The sequence below is a fragment of the Methylobacterium trifolii genome (genome assembly GCF_022179685.1).
In the GTDB taxonomy this organism is placed as follows: domain Bacteria; phylum Pseudomonadota; class Alphaproteobacteria; order Rhizobiales; family Beijerinckiaceae; genus Methylobacterium; species Methylobacterium trifolii.
The window spans coordinates 1-16,325 of sequence record NZ_BPRB01000009.1; the positions used below are offsets into that span (position 1 = coordinate 1).

Here is a 16,325-nt window from a genome sequence, read left to right on the forward strand (position 1 = left end):
TGCTGACGTCGGACAGTCCTGTCCACACCGGCCTTCACCACATCGGGAGTGGCCTGCGTGCGGCCGTCGTGCACGGCCTGCGAACCGTTGTTCTGGGTGTTCATGCTCTTCCTACTCTCTTGCGGTCCAGGATCGGACCCTGCTGCAGGCGACCGTCACGCGACGGGACCTCCTGCCGGTAGTCGTCGATGATCTCGCTTTCGAGCGCCCGTCGCTGCACGTCCTCGAGATCGGGAAGGATGTCGTCCTGAGAGGCGTCGCGTGCCGAGATCAGCCTGATGGCGTCGGCGGTCTGCTCGAACTCCACCGAGACTTCCGCCTGAGCGTATTGGTCGTGCGGGTCGATGCAGAAGTGAATGGGCATCGTCATCCTCCGGCAACAACGCGGGATCACGGCAGCGATACTGCGGACACGCACGGAGCGCCCGGCCCCAAGAAAGCCCGGTGCGCGGAAGTCGAATGGAGGCAAAATCCCCGCGCACCGGCCCGACGACTGCAAAGCCGTCCGGACGCAGAGCCTATCAGACCGGAAGGATTGCAGATCGAAGCGTTTCCGATGACCGGCTATGCATAATCGCCGGTCCGGAAGCGGATTATCCCGGCTTCAGGTTCGATGCCGGCGGCCGCCTCGCTCCGCGGCAGCCGTCGTCGACCATCGCCATCGCGGCACGACGGAGCCTCCCGGCGATGCGACGAGACCGACGACAGCAGCCTTGCGGCGCTCGCCGCGTACAGGTTTCCAGCCTGCGGCGTGGTCGACGCCGACCACGCACGGCGTTCGATCCCCCGCCGATCCACACCGATGGACGAGAAGACCCGAGAGGCGGGCCCCGGCACGGGTGCACCTCGCAGGACTCCCGATCACCGGGGGCTCTTCCTCCGGCCGCTCCGGCGCGGCGGGCGTTTCGTGAGAGACGCTCGGCCCTTGGCCCGCCTTTGGCCCGCGCTTTGCTAGGTCACTGGTATACAAGATGTCCAATCAGGCTGATCGGCAATCCATTGAAGAGACGATCCTCGCCGCCATCCTGGCCGGCAAGATCAATCCGGGCACGCGGCTGGGCGAGGCGGCGCTTGCCAAGCTGTTCTCCGTGTCCCGTACCCGCGTGCGCGAGGCGATGATGCGCCTGGAGACGCGGGGCGTCGTGCAGGTCAGCCCGCGGCGCGGCTGGTTCGTGGTCGAGCCCTCCGCGGAGGAGGCGCGGGAGGCCTACCAGGCCCGGCGGGTGATCGAGGCCGGGCTGCTGCACACCCTGACCGGGATGGCGCCCGAACAGATCGGGCGGCTCAAGGCGCACCTCGCCCGGGAGCGGGCGGCGCTGGCGGCCGGGGACGTGGGCGAGAGCACGGCCCTGCTCGGCGACTTCCACACCCTGCTCGCCGGGCTTCTGGGCAACCGCCTGCTCACGGACGTGCTGCGCGACCTCACCGCCCGCACCACCCTGATCTCGATGCTCTACCAGTCGCGGGCCAAGGCCGGCGCGTCGAGCTGCGAGCACCACGAGATCGTCGCGGCCCTGGAGGCCGGCGACTTCCCGGGCGCCGCGCGCCTGATGGACGAGCACATCCGCGCCGTCGAGGACGGCCTCGACCTCCACGCCCGGCCAGACCCCCTCTCCGGCCTGCACGCCTTCCTGCCCAGGGAGCGGGCAGGCCCCGACGAATCCGACACCTTCGAGGAGCCCTGACATGATCCCACGTCGCACCCTCCTGGCGCTCGCCGCCGCAGCCCTTGCCGCCACCCTGGCCCCCGCACCGGTCCGGGCGGACGTCCTCGACCAGATCAAGGCGCGCAAGACCCTGCGGGTGGCCGTGCCCCAGGACTTCCCGCCCTTCGGCAGCGTGGGCGCCGACATGACGCCCAACGGCTACGACATCGACACCGCCACCCTGATCGCCAAGGAACTCGGCGTGAAGGTGGAACTGGTGCCCGTCACCAGCGCCAACCGCATCCCCTACCTGCAGACCAACAAGGTCGACCTCGTGATCTCCAGCCTCGGCAAGAACGAGGAGCGGGAGAAGGTGATCGACTTCTCCACCGCCTACGCCCCGTTCTTCAACGGCGTGTTCGGGCCGCCCGCCGCCAAGGCCGCGGGTGCGGCCGACCTCTCCAAGAAGACCGTGGGCGTCACCCGCGGCTCCGTCGAGGATTTGGAGCTCTCCAAGATCGCCCCGCCGGACGCCGTCATCAAGCGCTACGAGGACAACAACGGCACCATCTCGTCCTTCCTCTCGGGGCAGGTGGATTTCGTGGCCACCGGCAACGTGGTCGCGGCCGCGATCCTGGCCCGCAACCCGCCCAAGAAGCCGGAGCTCAAGTTCCTGATCAAGAACTCCCCCTGCTACGTCGGGATGAGCAAGGGCGAGCCCAAGCTCAAGGAGGCCGTCGACGCGGCCATCGCCAAGGCGAAGACGAACGGCAGCCTCGACCAGATCTCGCAGAAATGGCTCAAGACCGACCTGCCCAAAGACCTGCTTTAAAAAGGATCTGCTCCGACCCTCTGACCGCCGACCCGCGCCGGGCGGCTTCTCGCCCGGTCGCCCGACCTTGAGGGCAGCCTCGTGACCTATCAATTCGATTTCGGCTGGATGGCCGAGTACTGGCCGGTGCTGCTCTCCGGCATCCGCGTCACCCTGGAGCTCATCGCCATCGGCGGCGTGCTCGGGGTGGCGCTCGGCATCGGTTGCGCCTGGGCCCGCGCCCTTGGGCCCCGCTGGCTGCGGCCGGTGGTGTCCACCTACGTCGAGCTGATCCGCAACACGCCGTTCCTGATCCAGCTCTTCTTCCTGTTCTTCGGCCTGCCCTCGCTCGGCATCAACCTGTCCGAGTTCACGGCGGCCAACCTCGCCATGGTGATCAACCTCGGCGCCTATAGCTGCGAGATCGTGCGCGCCGGCATCCAGGCCACGCCCGCCGGCCAGTACGAGGCCGGGGCGAGCCTCGCCATGATCCGCTTCCAGGTCTTCCGCCACGTGGTGCTGATCCCGGCGCTGCAACGGATCTGGCCGGCGCTCTCCTCGCAGATCGTGATCGTGATGCTGGGCTCGGCCGTGGTCTCGCAGATCGCGGCCGAGGACCTGACCTTTGCGGCCAACTTCATCCAGTCGCGCACCTTCCGCGCCTTCGAGGCGTACTTCGTCTCCACCGCGATCTACCTCGCGATGGCGATCCTGCTGCGCCAGATGCTGCGCGGCGTCGGCTACGTCCTGTTCCCGAAGAAGGCCGTGCGATGACCGAGTTCACCACCTGGGACATCCTGCGGAACCTCCTGCTGGCCGCGCGCTGGACGGTCCTGCTCTCCGTCGTCTCCTTCATCGGCGGCGGCATCGTCGGCGGGCTGGTCCTGTTCGCGCGCACCGCCCGCGCCGTGTGGCTGCGGCGCCTCGCGCAGGGCTACATCGAGCTGTTCCAGGGCACACCGCTGCTGATGCAGCTCTTCCTCGCCTTCTTCGGCCTCGGGCTGTTCGGCATCGACGTGCCGGCGTGGCTGGCCGCCGGCGTGGCGCTCACCCTGTGGACCGCCTCGTTCCTGGCCGAGATCTGGCGCGGCTGCGTCGAGGCGATCCCGAAGGGGCAGTGGGAGGCCTCCTCCAGCCTCGCCATGGGCTACTTCCAGCAGATGCGGCACGTGATCCTGCCGCAGGCCCTCAGGATCGCCGTCCCGCCCACGGTGGGTTTCTCGGTCCAGGTGGTCAAGGGCACCTCGCTCACCTCGATCATCGGCTTCGTGGAGCTGTCCAAGGCCGGCACGGTCGTCACAAACGCCACCTTCCTGCCCTTCACCGTCTACGGCTTCGTGGCGCTCATCTACTTCGCCCTGTGCTGGCCCCTGTCGAAGTCGAGCCAGATCCTGGAAAGGAAGCTCAATGTCGCTCATCGCAATCACTGAGGTGCGCAAGAGCTTCGGCTCGAACGAGGTCCTGAAGGGGATCAACCTCGACGTCGACCCGGGCGAGGTCATCGCCATCATCGGCAAGAGCGGCTCGGGCAAGTCCACGCTGCTGCGCTGCGTCAACGGGCTGGAGACGATCGACGACGGCTCCATCCTGGTGGCCGGGGCCCAGCTGCTGCCCGACGACCTCCACCTCAAGGCCCTGCGCCTCAAGGTCGGCATGATCTTCCAGGGCTTCAACCTGTTCCCGCACCTCACGGCCGGCCGCAACGTGATGCTGTCGCAGATGGTGGTGAAGAAGACCGCCAAGGCGCCGGCCGAGGAGATGGCCCGCAAGATGCTCGACCGGGTCGGCCTGGGGCACAAGTTCGACGCCTTCCCCGACCAGCTCTCCGGCGGCCAGCAGCAGCGCGTGGCGATCGCACGGGCGCTCGCGATGCAGCCGATCGCGCTGCTGTGCGACGAGATCACCTCGGCGCTGGACCCGGAACTGGTCAACGAGGTGCTGGCGGTGGTGCGCGAACTCGCCGCCGAGGGCATGACCCTGATGATGGTGACCCACGAGATGCGGTTTGCCCGCGACGTGTGCAGCCGGGTGGTGTTCATGCACCAGGGCCGCGTGCACGAGATCGGTCCCCCCGGCGAGGTCTTCGCCAACCCGAAGACGCCGGAGCTGCGCCAGTTCCTCGGCGCGCACTGACGCATCGGGCCCTCGATCTGCGCCCATACCGAGCCTCGATACGGAAGACGCATCGAAGCTCGGCCCCCGCGAAAGCGGGGCGGCGGTCGTCCGCCGGACCGCACGGGTCGTGACCCGTGAGACTTGGAATCGATGAGGAGGTGACGATGGGTGGTCTGAGAGTCCTGGCCGGGCCGTTCGTGTTCGAGGCCCGCTTCGAGGAGGAGGCCGCGCCCAAGACCTGCGCGGCGTTCCGCAAGCACCTGCCGTTCAAGAGCCAGGCGGTGCACGTGCGCTGGAGCGGCGAAGGCGTCTGGATGCCGCTGGGCGACCTGGATTTCGGGGTGGGCTACGAGAACCACACCAGCTACCCGGCGCCCGGCCAGATCATCCTCTATCCCGGCGGCATCAGCGAGACCGAGATCCTGCTCGCCTACGGCGGCGTGCACTTCGCCTGCAAGATGGGCCAGCTTGCCGGCAACCACTTCATCACCCTCACCTCGGGGCTGGAGAACGTGGCCAAGCTCGGCAAGCTCGCCCTCTGGGAAGGGGCGCAGCCCATCACCTTCGAGATGGACTGAGCGGGCGGCCGGCCGCACGGCTTGCCAGGGTTTCCGTTACGGGCGATGCAGCGTTCATGGCTGTGCCCGATCCCGTCTGCATCCCGATCCGACCGGCCGCGCGGCGACGGGCGTGCGCCGGACGCGCCGGCGCGGTCCGGCCCGCGGGGCGATGCCTGCGCGCGGGGCCGGCCATCGCACCGGCTGCCACGGCCGGATGGCAGGAGTCGCGCGGCGCATGAGCGACGGCGGCACCTTGCCGATCGGCGGCGGCGAGATGGGGGCCATCGTCTGCGCCTACGATTGGGCCTCGACGCCGCTCGGCCCCCTCGCCGCCTGGCCGCAGAGCCTGAAGTCGACTGTGGGCACCTTGCTGCTGTCGCCCGTCCCGATCGTCCTGCTCTGGAGCGAGGACGGCATCATGATCTACAACGATGCCTACTCGGTCTTCGCGGGCGGCCGGCATCCGCGGCTCCTCGGCTCGAAGGTCCGTGAAGGCTGGCCCGAGGTGGCCGACTTCAACGACAACGTCATGCGGACGGGGCTTGCCGGCGGCACGCTCTCCTACAAGGACCAGGAGCTGACCCTGTATCGGCCCGGCAGGCCCGAACAGGCCTGGATGAACCTCGACTACTCGCCCGTGCTCGACGAGGGCGGCCGGCCGGCCGGCGTCATCGCCATCGTGATCGAGACCACCGACCGCGTCCTCGCCCTGCGCCAGCTGGAGGAGAGCCAGGCCGCCGCCCGCGTCAACGCCGACCGCATCCAGATCGCCCTGTCCGCCGGCGCGATCATCGGCACCTGGTTCTGGGACCTGCCCGCCGACCGGTTCACCGTGGACGAGGCCTTCGCCCGCAGCTTCGGCCTCGATCCCACCCTCGGGCGCGTCGGCCTGAGCCTCGAACAGGTGATCGCGACCGTCCATCCCGACGACCGCCAGGGGCTGGTCGAGGCGATCGACGCGGTGATCGCGCGGGGCGGGGCCTATGCCCACCAGTACCGGGTGCGGCGGGCCGACCAGAAGTACTACTGGATCGAGGCGAACGGCCGGGTCGACCGCGCCCCCGACGGCACGCCCCTGAGCTTCCCGGGCGTCCTCATCGACGTGGAGGACCGGCGGGCCGTCGAGGCCGAGCGCGACCGCGCCATCATGATGCTGCGCACCCTCAACGACACGCTGGAGCAGCGCGTCGCGGACCGGACGGGCGAGCTGATGCAGGCCGAGGAGGCGTTGCGCCAGTCGCAGAAGATGGAGGCGGTCGGCCAGCTCACCGGGGGCGTGGCCCACGACTTCAACAACCTGCTCACCATCATCCGCTCGTCGGTCGACTTCCTGCGCCGGCCGGACCTGCCGGAGGCGCGCAAGGAACGCTACCTCGACGCCGTCTCCGACACGGTGGACCGGGCCGCCAAGCTCACGGGCCAGCTGCTGGCCTTCGCCCGCCGCCAGGCCCTCAAGCCGGAGGTGTTCAACGTCGGCGAGCGCCTGCTCGGCGTCGCCGAGATGCTCGACACGGTCACCACGGCCCGCATCCGCCTAGTCACGGACGTGCCGGACGCCCCGTGCTTCGTCAAGGCCGACCTCAGCCAGTTCGAGACGGCCCTGGTCAACATGGCGGTCAACGCCCGCGACGCGATGGCGGGCGAGGGCACGCTGACCGTGCGGCTGGTCTCCGGCGCCGCCCTGCCGCCGATCCGCGGGCATGCCGGCTCCGGGGGGGCGTTCGCGGCGGTCTCCCTCAGCGACACCGGCAGCGGGATCGCGCCGGACCATCTCGGCCGCATCTTCGAGCCGTTCTTCACCACCAAGGACGTGGGCAAGGGCACGGGTCTCGGGCTCAGCCAGGTGTTCGGGTTCGCCAAGCAATCCGGGGGCGACGTGGACGTGGAGAGCGCGCCGGAATGCGGCACGACCTTCACCCTCTACCTGCCGGAGATCGCCGCGGAGGCCGGGGCGGAGCCCGGCGACGACCCGGCGGACCTGCCCGCGCCGCTCGGCGCCGGCCAGCGCGTGCTGGTGGTCGAGGACAACATCGAGGTCGGCCGCTTCGCCACGCAGATCCTGGAGGATTTCGGCTACCGCACGGCCTGGGCCACCAACGCGGAGGAGGCGCTGCGGACGCTGGGCGACGACGGGGGCGGCTTCGACGTGGTGTTCTCGGACGTGGTGATGCCGGGCATGGGCGGCATCGCCATGGCGAAGGTGCTGCGCGACCGGCTGCCGGACATGCCCGTGCTGCTCGCCTCGGGCTACAGCCACGTGCTGGCCCAGGAAGGCACGCACGGCTTCGAACTGCTGCACAAACCCTATTCCGCCGAGCAATTGGGCCGAATCCTGAGCCGCGTCACCGCCAACCCCAGGCGGCGCTGAGTCTCTGGGCAGGCCCGACCGGAGGATCGCCGGGCGCCGTCAACAGAAACGTGGCCGCTTCCCTTGCGCGAGGGCCGGGCCGGGCCGCAGAAGGGATGTCGCCGCATCATGCGGTGTCGGCATCGCGCGGCGATGCGCTATGTCGGGCATGCAGACCGCGGGTCTTGCGCCGCGCGGCTGCGGGTCTTTGCGGAGGTGGGGGTTCTCGCCGTGGACTGGGACAAGATCCGGATCTTCCTCAACGTGGCGGAGGCCGGCAGCTTCACGCGGGCCGGCGACGACATCGGCCTGAGCCAGTCGGCGGTGAGCCGGCAGATCAGCGCCCTCGAGCGCGAGCTGAAGGCGCCCCTGTTCCACCGCCACGCCCGCGGCCTCATCCTCACCGAGCAGGGCGACCTGCTGTTCCGCGCCGCACGCGACATGAAGCTGCGGCTGGAGAACACCCGCGCCCGCCTCGTCGAGACCAGCGAGCGGCCCTCGGGCGACCTCAAGGTGACCACGACGGTGGGCCTCGGCACCGCCTGGCTCGCCCAGCGCGTGGCCGAGTTCATCGACCTCTACCCGGACGTGCGGATCGAGCTGATCCTCACCAACGAGGAACTCGACCTCGCCATGCGCGAGGCCGACATCGCCATCCGGATGCGGCGCCCGGCCCAGCCGGACCTGATCCAGCGCCGCCTGTTCACGGTGCATTACCACGCCTTCGCCAGCCAGGATTACATCAAGCGCTTCGGCGAGCCCAAGAGCGTGGAGGACCTCGACAACCACCGCCTCGTCTCCTTCGGCGGCAACGAGCCCTCCTACCTCCTGGCCGCGCATTACCTGGCCGACGTGGGGCGCGAGGGCCGCGAGCGCCGGCAGGTGCACTTCACCGTCAACAACATCGCCGCCCTCCAGCGGGCGATGGAGACGGGCGTCGGCATCGGCATCCTGCCGGACTACGCCGTGGACGGGGACGCGCACCTCACCCAGGTCCTGCGCGACAGCGACATGCCGAGCCTGGAGAGCTACCTCGTCTACGCCGAGGAGATGCGCTCCGTCGCCCGCGTCCAGGCGTTCCGCGACTTCCTGGTCTCCAAGGCCCAGCGCTGGACCTACTGACCGGCCGCGCGGCTCACATGAAGAGCCGTTCCTTGTCCAGGCCCTGATACAGCCCGGCGACCTGCTCGCCGTAGCCGTTGTAGAGCAGCGTCGGCACCCGCTGGTCGGTGCCCAGGACGCGCTCGGAGGCCTGGCTCCAGCGCGGGTGGGACACGGCCGGGTTGACGTTGGCCCAGAACCCGTATTCGGACGGCCCCAGCCCCTCCCAGAAGGTCTTGGGCCGCTCGGCCACGAAGGACACCTTCACGATCGACTTGATCGACTTGAAGCCGTACTTCCACGGGAGCGCGAGGCGGATCGGCGCGCCGAACTGGTTCGGCAGCGGCTTGCCGTAGATTCCGGTGACGACGAAGGCGAGGTCGTTGGAGGCCTCCTCCATCGTCAGCCCCTCGACGTAGGGCCACGGGTAGAAGGTGCGCTGGCCCGGCGCCATCGACCGGTCGAGGAAGGTCTCGAACCGGACGTACTTCGCGCCGGCAGAGGGCTTGGCCAGGGCGAGGAGCTTGGCCAGCGGAAAGCCGGTCCAGGGCACGGCCATCGACCAGGCCTCGACGCAGCGGTGCCGGTAGAGGCGTTCCTCCAGGCCGAGCTTGCGGATCAGGTCGTCCACGCCGGTCTCGAAGGGCTTCTCCACCAGCCCGTCGACCTTGATCGTCCACGGCTTGGTCTTCAGGGCGTTGGCGGCGGGCAGGACCGTCTTGGCCGTGCCGAACTCGTAGAAGTTGTTGTAGTCGGCGCTGAAGCGCTCGGGCGTCACGGCCCGGTCGAGGGTGTAGGCCGCGTTGCGCGCGGCCGGATAGGGCTCCTCGCCGGCAGCAAAAGCCGGATGGCCGGGGAACGCCGATCCGGCGGCCAGCGCCGCCGCGCCGCCGATGAGCGCCCGGCGGTTCAGGAACACGGCCTCCGGCGTGGCGAGGCGCTCGGGCAGTTCCCAGGACCGGGTGCGCTTGATGAACATGCTCGTCTCCTCGGGAGTTTCTTCGACCATTCGCCCGCGCGAGGGCCGGCCGGGACCGACCTGCGCACGAGCGGCGCGCGTGCGCCATTCGCCGGGCGGCCCGCCCCGGTTACGCGGGCGGCGCGTCCTCGCGCAGGGCCCGGCGCAGCACCTTGCCGACGTTGGTCTTGGGCAGGCTCTGGTGGATCACCACCCTGCGCGGCACCTTGTAGCCGGTGAGCTGGGTGCGGGCATGCGCCCGGATCGCGTCCGTGGTGACGGTGGCGTCCCGCAGGACCACGTGGGCCACCACCATCTCGCCCGTCTCGTCGTAGGGCGCGCCCACCACGGCGCATTCGAGCACGCCGGGGTGGCAGGCCAGCACGTCCTCGACCTCGTTGGGATAGACGTTGAAGCCGGAGACCAGGATCATGTCCTTCATCCGGTCGACGATCCGCACCTGTCCGTCCGCCTCCATCACGGCCACGTCCCCGGTGCGGAAGAAGCCGTCGGCGGTGGTGGCCTGGGCGGTCTCGTCGGGCCGCTTCCAGTAGCCCTTCATCACCTGCGGCCCGCGCACGCAGACCTCGCCCGGAACGCCGGCCGGCACCGGCATCCCGTCCGCATCCCGGATCGACACGTCGGTCGAGGGCACGGGGTAGCCGATCGTGCCGGACCATTCCTCCAGCCGGTACGGGTTGACGCAGACCACGGGGGAGGTCTCGGACAGGCCGTAGCCCTCGATGATGGCCTTGCCGGTGACCGCCTTCCAGCGGGCGGCCACCGCCTTCTGCACGGCCATGCCGCCGGCCACCACGTAATCGAGGTTCGAGAAGTCGACGGTGCCGATCTTCGGGTGGTTGTTGAGCAGGTTGAACAGGGTGTTCACGCCCGAGATCTGGGTGAAGCGGGACTTGGCCAGGATCTTGACGAACCCGTCCGCGTCGCGCGGGTTCGGGATCAGCAGGCAGTTGCCGCCGACGCGCATGAAGAAGAAGAAGCAGCAGGTCAGCGCGAAGATGTGGTAGAGCGGCAGCGCCGTCACCATCGTGCGCCGGATGTCCTCGTCGTAGGCCTCGAACCAGACCTGGCTCTGGGCGACGTTGACCATGATGTTGCGGTGGGTGAGCATCGCGGCCTTGGCCACGCCCGTGGTGCCGCCGGTGTATTGCAGGAAGGCGAGGTCGTCCTGCACCACCACCACGGGCTTCGCCGTCAGGCCCCGGCCCCGCTTCAGCACCGCCTCGAAGCGCACCGTCAGGCCCTGCGGCAGGCTGAACGGCGGCACGGCCTTGCGGATGTGGCGGGAGGCCAGCCCGATCACCCGGCCCTTGAGGCCCAGGCCGTCCCCGGGACCGACCAGGACCACCCGGTCGAGGGACAGCTCCGGCAGGGTGGCGGCCACCGTGTGCGCGAAGTTCTCCAGCACGATGAGCACGCGCGCGCCGGAATCGTTGAGCTGGGCCGCCAGCTCGCGGGGGGTGTAGAGCGGGTTGACGTTGACGACGGTGCCGCCGGCCGCCAGCACCCCGAACAGGGCGATGGCGTAGGCCGGGACGTTGGGCATCATGATCGCGACGCGGTCGCCCTTGGCCAGTCCCTCCGCCTGCAGCCACCCGGCGAGGGCGCGGGCGGAGGCGGCGAGCGCCGCGTAGGTGACGGACGAGCCGAAGCAGGTCACCGCCGGGCGGTCGGCGAACCGGGTGGTGCTGGCCTTGAACAGGTCGACCAGCGTGCCGAGCCCGTCGGCGTCGATCGTGCTGGGCATTCCGGGCGGGTAGGCGGCGAGCCACGGGCGCACGGCCCGGCGATCCTCGATCAAGACGCTTGCTCCCTGAGGCGCAGCTTCGTTCGGCCGCATCCTGCGTTGTCGCTCCCCTCGACGCCGACATTGCGGGATCGGACGGGGTTGGGCAAGCGCGGGCCGGGGGCCGGCCGAGACATTCACGGGCGAGACATCAGGCCGCCCGCCGTCCGCTCCGGAAGGCGCCGACCAGGGCGTGTGGCAGCGCCGCGACCAGGATCAGGCCCGCCGCGCTCAGGGCTTCGACCAGGGTGAAGGCCCGGCGGGGCCAGGGACCGATGCCCTCGTCGCGGGCGAGCCCGATCAGGGCCGCGGCGAACCACAGGGCCAGGAAGCTCAGGAGCAGGGTGGCGCCCGCCCGGCGCAGCGCCGGCCACCAGCCCGTCCGCGGCCGGAGCCGGCGGTTGGCGAGGGCGACGGAGAGCCCCGTCACCGTGCCGAACAGGAGCGCGGCGACCGCCGCCCCGATCATGTAGGCGAGCCACATCGGCAATTGCGCCAGGAAGGCGACGCCGCCGGTCATGAAGCCGCCCCGCAGCACGAGGCCGCCGAAGGTGGGATAGAGGCTGACGGCCAGCAGCAGCAGGATGCCGACCGAGCCCCAGACCACCCGCCGCGGAACCGAGGCCGGCCCCGGCCCGGACGCCGCGGCCGCGATCCGCACGATGCCGTAGACCAGGGCGAAGGCGTAGAGGGGGTAGCGGTCGAGGAAGAAGCCGTAGAACAGCGGCTCGACCGCGGCCGGCAGGTCCGAGCGCTGGCTGAGGCCGAGCACCGCGACGCAGGCCAGCGCCAAGAGCGCCGCGACGATGGGGGCAGCGGGGACGAGGATCGTCGCGGGTCTCATGCGGCCTCCGGGCGAGCGCGACGCTTGCGGGCTGGCGAATGCACACATCTTTTTCAGGACGCGGGGCGCCCTGACCGCAGGCCTCTCCTCCCCACAAGGGGGAGGGGAAACGTTCCGGAGACGCTCCGTCTACCGGCCCTCGTAATTGTCCCGCACGAACCGGTCGAGCAGGCGCACGCCCCAGCCCGCGCCCCAGCTCCGGTTGATCTCGTTGGCCGAGGAGGACATGCCCACGCCTGCGATGTCGAGATGCGCCCAGGGCACGTCGTTGACGTAGCGCTTGATGAAGGAGGCGGCGGTGGCGGCTCCCCCGTGGCGGCCGCCGGTGTTCTTCATGTCGGCGAACTTCGAGTCGATCGCCTTGTCGTAGGCCGGGATCAGCGGCATCCGCCAGACCTTCTCGCCCACCGCCTCGCCCGCTTCGTGGAGCTTGGCGGCCAGGTCGTCGTCGTTCGAGAACAGGCCGGCGATGTCCTGGCCGAGCGCCACGATGATCGCACCGGTGAGCGTCGCCAGATCGATCATCAGCCTGGGCTTGCAGGCGCCCTGCACGTGCCAGATCACGTCCGCCAGGACGAGGCGGCCCTCCGCGTCCGTGTTGATGACCTCGATGGTCTGGCCGGACATGGAGGTGACGATGTCGGAGGGGCGGTAGGAGGCGCCGTCCGGCATGTTCTCGACGATGCCGATGGCGCCGACGGCGTTCACCTTCGCCTTCCGGGCGGCCAGGGCATGCATCGTGCCGACCACGGCGGCCGCGCCGCCCATGTCGCCCTTCATGTCCTCCATGCCGCCGGCCGACTTGATCGAGACGCCGCCGGAATCGAACACCACGCCCTTGCCGATGAAGGCCACGGGCGCCTCGCCGGGGGCGCCCCCGTTCCAGCGCATGAGCACGACCCGCGGCTCGCGGGCCGAACCCTGCGCCACGGCGAGCAGCGCGCCCATGCCGAGTTCGCGCATCCGGGCCGGCTCGATCACCTCGATCTCGACGCCGAGCTTGGCGAGGTCCGAGGCGCGGCGGGCGAACTCCTCGGGGAAGAGGACGTTGGGCGGCTCGTTGATGAGGTCGCGGGCGAGCGTCACGCCCTCGGCCACGGCGGCGCTGGCCTGCGCGGACGCGTGCGCCTCGGCATGGGCCTGGAGCATCAGGGTGAGGTCGGTGCCGGACTTCTCCTCGGCGTCCGGCTTCTTCTTGGTCTTGTAGCGGTCGAAGCTGTAGGCGCGCAGCCGCGCCCCGAGGGCGAAGTCGGCCGCGTCCGCGGCCGAGACCTGGCCGCCCGGCCAGTCGAGGACGATCCGCGCCTGCCGGCCGGAGACCTTGCCCGCGGTGAAGCCGCCGAGCACCGGCCATTCGATCTTGGCCCGGTCCTTGTCGGAGCCGAGCCCGACGACCACCAGCCGATCGGCCTCGACGCCCGCGGGCGCCGGCAGCGTCAGGGCGGAGAGCGAGCGGCCCTTGAACTTCTCCGAGCCCGCGGCCCGCGCCACCAGTTCGGCGCCGGCCGATCCGAGCATCTCGCGGGCGCTGCCGCCGAGCGCCAGGTCGTCGCCGACGAAGACGACGAGGTCGCCCGAGCCGCCGCGGCCCACCGGTGCGAAGGTGATGGTGATGCCGTCCGCCATGGCGTTGCTTTCCGACCTGCTCTGCTGTTGCTCGCCCCCCGCGTACGGGAGCGATGCCCTGTGTAGACGCTGAGGCGGAGAACGCAACGCGGCGGAAAACCCTTGAATCCGCCCCACTTCGCGCGTCATGCCAGGGGCAGCGGGCTTCGCTGACATCGCGTCCGGGCAGCGCGAAAGAGATCCGATGACGCAAATCGAGCGTTACATCTTCCGCATCGCCTCGGGCGCCTTCTTCGCCTGCCTGATCGGGCTGACCGGCACGATCTGGGTGACGCAGGCCCTGCGCGAGCTCGACCTCATCACCGCCAAGGGCCAGACGCTCCTCATCTTCCTGTTCGTCACCGGCCTGTCGGTGCCGACCCTGGTGGTGGTGATCGCGCCGGTGGCCCTGTTCATCGCGGTGATCTACGCCCTGAACCGGCTGAACGGGGATTCCGAGCTGATCGTGATGTCGGCCGCCGGGATGAAGCCGCGCGCGATCCTGCGGCCGTTCCTGACGCTGGCGCTCGCCGTGAGCTTCCTCGTCGGCTTCCTGGTGATCGTGGTGATGCCGGCGAGCTTCCAGGAACTGCGCGACGTGATCACCCGCGTGCGCGGCGACTTCATCGCCAACGTGGTCAAGGAAGGCCAGTTCACCAGCCTCGACAACGGCATCACCTTCCACTTCCGCGAGCGCGGGCCCAACGGCACCCTGCTCGGCCTGTTCATCCAGGATTCCCGCGAGGCGGGGAAGTCCAAGGTCTACCTGGCCGAGCGCGGCAACGCGATCGACGTGGACGGGCAGAGCTACCTCGCCCTGGAGAAGGGCAGCGTGCACCAGCAGCAGAAGGATTCGCGCGATTCCTCGATCCTGACCTTCGAGCGCTACACCATCGATCTGGCCGCCTTCGCCCCGCCGGACGCCGACGTGATCTACAAGCCGCGGGAGCGCTCCACGAGCCAGCTGCTCTTCCCCGACCGGAACGAGGGCTACTTCAAGCTCCAGAAGGGCCGCTTCCGGGCCGAGCTGCACGACCGGCTCTCCTCCTGGCTCTATCCCCTGGCGCTGGCCTTCATCGCCTTCGCGGCGCTGGGCGACCCGCGCACCACCCGCCAGGGCCGCGGGCTGGCGGTGGCGGGGGCGGTCGTGGCCGTCGTGACCTTACGGATCGCGGGCTTCGCCGCGGCCGGCGCCGCCACCCGCAGCCAGGGGGCGGTGGCCGCGATCTACGGCGTGCCGCTGCTCGCCATCGCGCTCTCCAGCCTGATCATCTTCCACGGGCCGGCCGTGCGGGCCTTCAACGCCCGGATCGCGGCCCTGCTGCGGGGACGCCCGCGCGGCCCACGGCTCGCCGCGGGCTAGATCGTCGTGCTGATCGGCCTGACCCTCGGGCGCTACTTCGCCCTCCGCTTCGCGCGGACCGTGCTCGGTGTGTTCATCACCGTGTTCGCCCTGGTCTACACCCTCGACTTCGTCGAGCTGCTGCGGCGGGCGGGCGATGCGGAGGGGGCGTCGGCCGGGCTGATGGCACAGCTCTCCCTCTACCGCACGCCCGCGGTGGCCGAGGGCGTGCTGCCCTTCGCGGTTTTGTTCGGTTCGATGGCCGCCCTGCTCCAGCTCTCGCGCAAGCTCGAACTGGTGGTGGCGCGCGCGGCCGGCATCTCGGCCTGGCAGTTCCTGCAGCCGGGGCTGTTCGTCGCCCTGGCGCTCGGGGCCTTCACGGTGGGGATCTACAACCCGGTCTCGGCGATGATGAAGCAGCGCTCGACCGAGATCGAGGCCAAGATCTTCGCCAAGTCCACCAAGGCGAGTTCCGGCAAGGACCTCTGGATTCGCCAGAAGGGCCTCGACGGCGGCGCGATCATCCGGGCCGAGACCGCGATCGAGGGCACCACGACGCTGGCCGGCGTCACGGTCTTCACCTTCGACGATGCCGGGCTGTTCGTCTCGCAGATCATCGCCGCGCGGGCGAGCCTGCACGACGGCTACTGGGAACTCTCGGACGCCCGCGTCCTGACGGCCGAATCGCCGCCGGAAGCCTTCGGCACCTACCTGATCGCCTCGACCCTGGACCCCGGACAGGTCCGGCAGCGCTTCACCCCCCCGGAATCCGTGCCTTTCTGGCAACTACCGGACACCATCGCACGTACCGAGCGGGCGGGGTTGGATGCCACCCGCTACCGTCTCCAGTATGATGTGCTCTGGGCCAGGCCGGTCCTGTTCGTGGCCATGGTCCTCGTGGCGGCAACCGTTTCCTTACGGTTCTTCCGCTTTGGTGGTGTGGGCAAGCTCGTGCTCGGAGGGGTGGCTGCGGGGTTCGCCCTCTACGTCGCCCGTCAGGTCATGGAGGGCCTCGGCGCCTCGGGGATCGTGGCGGCGCCGGTGGCGGCGTGGTTCCCGGCCGTGGTAGGAAGTCTTCTCGGTACGCTCACGCTTCTGTACCAGGAAGACGGCTGACGCCCGCCCCGCCGGGCGGCGACGGGAGACGGGCTTGAGTGTGGTCGTGACGATGGGCGTCACCGGGGTTGGG

Annotated in this window: 15 protein-coding genes; 10 read left to right on the forward strand and 5 right to left on the reverse strand. The window is 70.0% G+C overall.

What is annotated here, in order from left to right:
* Nucleotides 1-100 precede the first annotated feature (100 nt).
* On the reverse strand, nucleotides 101-364 hold the full coding sequence (locus COGEMETH_RS00690; protein ID WP_238180700.1) for a hypothetical protein: 264 nt from the start codon (nucleotides 362-364) through the stop codon (nucleotides 101-103).
* 607 nt (nucleotides 365-971) lie between these two features.
* Between COGEMETH_RS00690 and COGEMETH_RS00695 the strand changes: the two genes are divergently transcribed.
* The 8 genes from COGEMETH_RS00695 to COGEMETH_RS00730 all read left to right on the forward strand — a co-directional run bounded on the left by COGEMETH_RS00695 (nucleotide 972) and on the right by COGEMETH_RS00730 (nucleotide 8,601).
* Nucleotides 972-1,685, forward strand: coding sequence for a GntR family transcriptional regulator (locus COGEMETH_RS00695; RefSeq protein WP_238180701.1), 714 nt, complete (start codon nucleotides 972-974; stop codon nucleotides 1,683-1,685).
* A 1-nt stretch (nucleotide 1,686) separates the two neighbouring features.
* Nucleotides 1,687-2,478 carry a transporter substrate-binding domain-containing protein gene (locus COGEMETH_RS00700; protein WP_238180702.1) on the forward strand — a complete coding sequence of 264 codons (792 nt, stop codon included), beginning with the start codon at nucleotides 1,687-1,689 and terminating at the stop codon, nucleotides 2,476-2,478.
* Between the two features lie 81 nt (nucleotides 2,479-2,559).
* Entirely contained in the window at nucleotides 2,560-3,231 is a 672-nt protein-coding gene (locus COGEMETH_RS00705; RefSeq protein WP_238180703.1) for an amino acid ABC transporter permease, read from the forward strand.
* A complete protein-coding gene (locus tag COGEMETH_RS00710) occupies nucleotides 3,228-3,887 on the forward strand; it encodes an amino acid ABC transporter permease (RefSeq protein ID WP_238180704.1) in 660 nt (219 codons plus the stop codon). Before COGEMETH_RS00705 ends, COGEMETH_RS00710 begins: the two co-directional genes overlap by 4 nt.
* Nucleotides 3,865-4,590, forward strand: a complete 726-nt coding sequence (locus COGEMETH_RS00715; RefSeq protein ID WP_238180705.1) for an amino acid ABC transporter ATP-binding protein — start codon at nucleotides 3,865-3,867, stop codon at nucleotides 4,588-4,590. The genes COGEMETH_RS00710 and COGEMETH_RS00715 overlap by 23 nt, the downstream gene beginning before the upstream one ends.
* 146 nt (nucleotides 4,591-4,736) lie before the next feature.
* Nucleotides 4,737-5,150, forward strand: coding sequence for a DUF3830 family protein (locus COGEMETH_RS00720; protein ID WP_238180706.1), 414 nt, complete (start codon nucleotides 4,737-4,739; stop codon nucleotides 5,148-5,150).
* A gap of 217 nt (nucleotides 5,151-5,367) precedes the next feature.
* The gene (locus tag COGEMETH_RS00725) at nucleotides 5,368-7,500 is read left to right on the forward strand and encodes an ATP-binding protein (protein WP_238180707.1); all 2,133 of its coding nucleotides are present in this window, start codon (nucleotides 5,368-5,370) and stop codon (nucleotides 7,498-7,500) included.
* A 210-nt stretch (nucleotides 7,501-7,710) separates the two neighbouring features.
* Nucleotides 7,711-8,601, forward strand: a complete 891-nt coding sequence (locus tag COGEMETH_RS00730; RefSeq protein ID WP_238180738.1) for a LysR family transcriptional regulator — start codon at nucleotides 7,711-7,713, stop codon at nucleotides 8,599-8,601.
* Nucleotides 8,602-8,614: 13 nt separating this feature from the next.
* Here the strand turns inward: COGEMETH_RS00730 and msrP are convergent, their stop codons facing one another.
* The 4 genes from msrP to COGEMETH_RS00750 all read right to left on the reverse strand — a co-directional run bounded on the left by msrP (nucleotide 8,615) and on the right by COGEMETH_RS00750 (nucleotide 13,815).
* Entirely contained in the window at nucleotides 8,615-9,559 is a 945-nt protein-coding gene (gene msrP / locus COGEMETH_RS00735) for a protein-methionine-sulfoxide reductase catalytic subunit MsrP (RefSeq protein ID WP_238180708.1), read from the reverse strand.
* Between the two features lie 109 nt (nucleotides 9,560-9,668).
* Nucleotides 9,669-11,360, reverse strand: coding sequence for an AMP-binding protein (locus COGEMETH_RS00740; protein WP_238180709.1), 1,692 nt, complete (start codon nucleotides 11,358-11,360; stop codon nucleotides 9,669-9,671).
* A 136-nt stretch (nucleotides 11,361-11,496) separates the two neighbouring features.
* Complete coding sequence (locus COGEMETH_RS00745) at nucleotides 11,497-12,189, reverse strand: hypothetical protein (protein WP_238180710.1); 693 nt, start codon at nucleotides 12,187-12,189, stop codon at nucleotides 11,497-11,499.
* A 129-nt stretch (nucleotides 12,190-12,318) separates the two neighbouring features.
* On the reverse strand, nucleotides 12,319-13,815 hold the full coding sequence (locus tag COGEMETH_RS00750) for a leucyl aminopeptidase (RefSeq protein ID WP_238180711.1): 1,497 nt from the start codon (nucleotides 13,813-13,815) through the stop codon (nucleotides 12,319-12,321).
* A 184-nt stretch (nucleotides 13,816-13,999) separates the two neighbouring features.
* Here COGEMETH_RS00750 and lptF point away from each other — a divergent pair, with 184 nt between their 5' ends.
* Both lptF and lptG read left to right on the forward strand, forming a co-directional pair.
* Entirely contained in the window at nucleotides 14,000-15,157 is a 1,158-nt protein-coding gene (gene lptF, locus COGEMETH_RS00755) for an LPS export ABC transporter permease LptF (RefSeq protein ID WP_238180712.1), read from the forward strand.
* Nucleotides 15,158-15,163: 6 nt separating this feature from the next.
* Nucleotides 15,164-16,252, forward strand: a complete 1,089-nt coding sequence (gene lptG, locus COGEMETH_RS00760) for an LPS export ABC transporter permease LptG (RefSeq protein WP_238180713.1) — start codon at nucleotides 15,164-15,166, stop codon at nucleotides 16,250-16,252.
* The last annotated feature ends 73 nt before the right edge of the window (nucleotides 16,253-16,325 follow it).

Coding starts and splice junctions, on each gene's coding strand:
- COGEMETH_RS00745 (WP_238180710.1), bottom strand. CDS start 12,189: ATGAGACCCGCGACGATCCTCGTCCCCGCTGCCCCCATCGTCGCGGCG.
- COGEMETH_RS00725 (WP_238180707.1), top strand. CDS start 5,368: ATGAGCGACGGCGGCACCTTGCCGATCGGCGGCGGCGAGATGGGGGCC.
- msrP (WP_238180708.1), bottom strand. CDS start 9,559: ATGTTCATCAAGCGCACCCGGTCCTGGGAACTGCCCGAGCGCCTCGCC.
- lptF (WP_238180712.1), top strand. CDS start 14,000: ATGACGCAAATCGAGCGTTACATCTTCCGCATCGCCTCGGGCGCCTTC.
- COGEMETH_RS00720 (WP_238180706.1), top strand. CDS start 4,737: ATGGGTGGTCTGAGAGTCCTGGCCGGGCCGTTCGTGTTCGAGGCCCGC.
- COGEMETH_RS00695 (WP_238180701.1), top strand. CDS start 972: ATGTCCAATCAGGCTGATCGGCAATCCATTGAAGAGACGATCCTCGCC.
- COGEMETH_RS00715 (WP_238180705.1), top strand. CDS start 3,865: ATGTCGCTCATCGCAATCACTGAGGTGCGCAAGAGCTTCGGCTCGAAC.
- COGEMETH_RS00690 (WP_238180700.1), bottom strand. CDS start 364: ATGCCCATTCACTTCTGCATCGACCCGCACGACCAATACGCTCAGGCG.
- COGEMETH_RS00700 (WP_238180702.1), top strand. CDS start 1,687: ATGATCCCACGTCGCACCCTCCTGGCGCTCGCCGCCGCAGCCCTTGCC.
- COGEMETH_RS00710 (WP_238180704.1), top strand. CDS start 3,228: ATGACCGAGTTCACCACCTGGGACATCCTGCGGAACCTCCTGCTGGCC.
- COGEMETH_RS00750 (WP_238180711.1), bottom strand. CDS start 13,815: ATGGCGGACGGCATCACCATCACCTTCGCACCGGTGGGCCGCGGCGGC.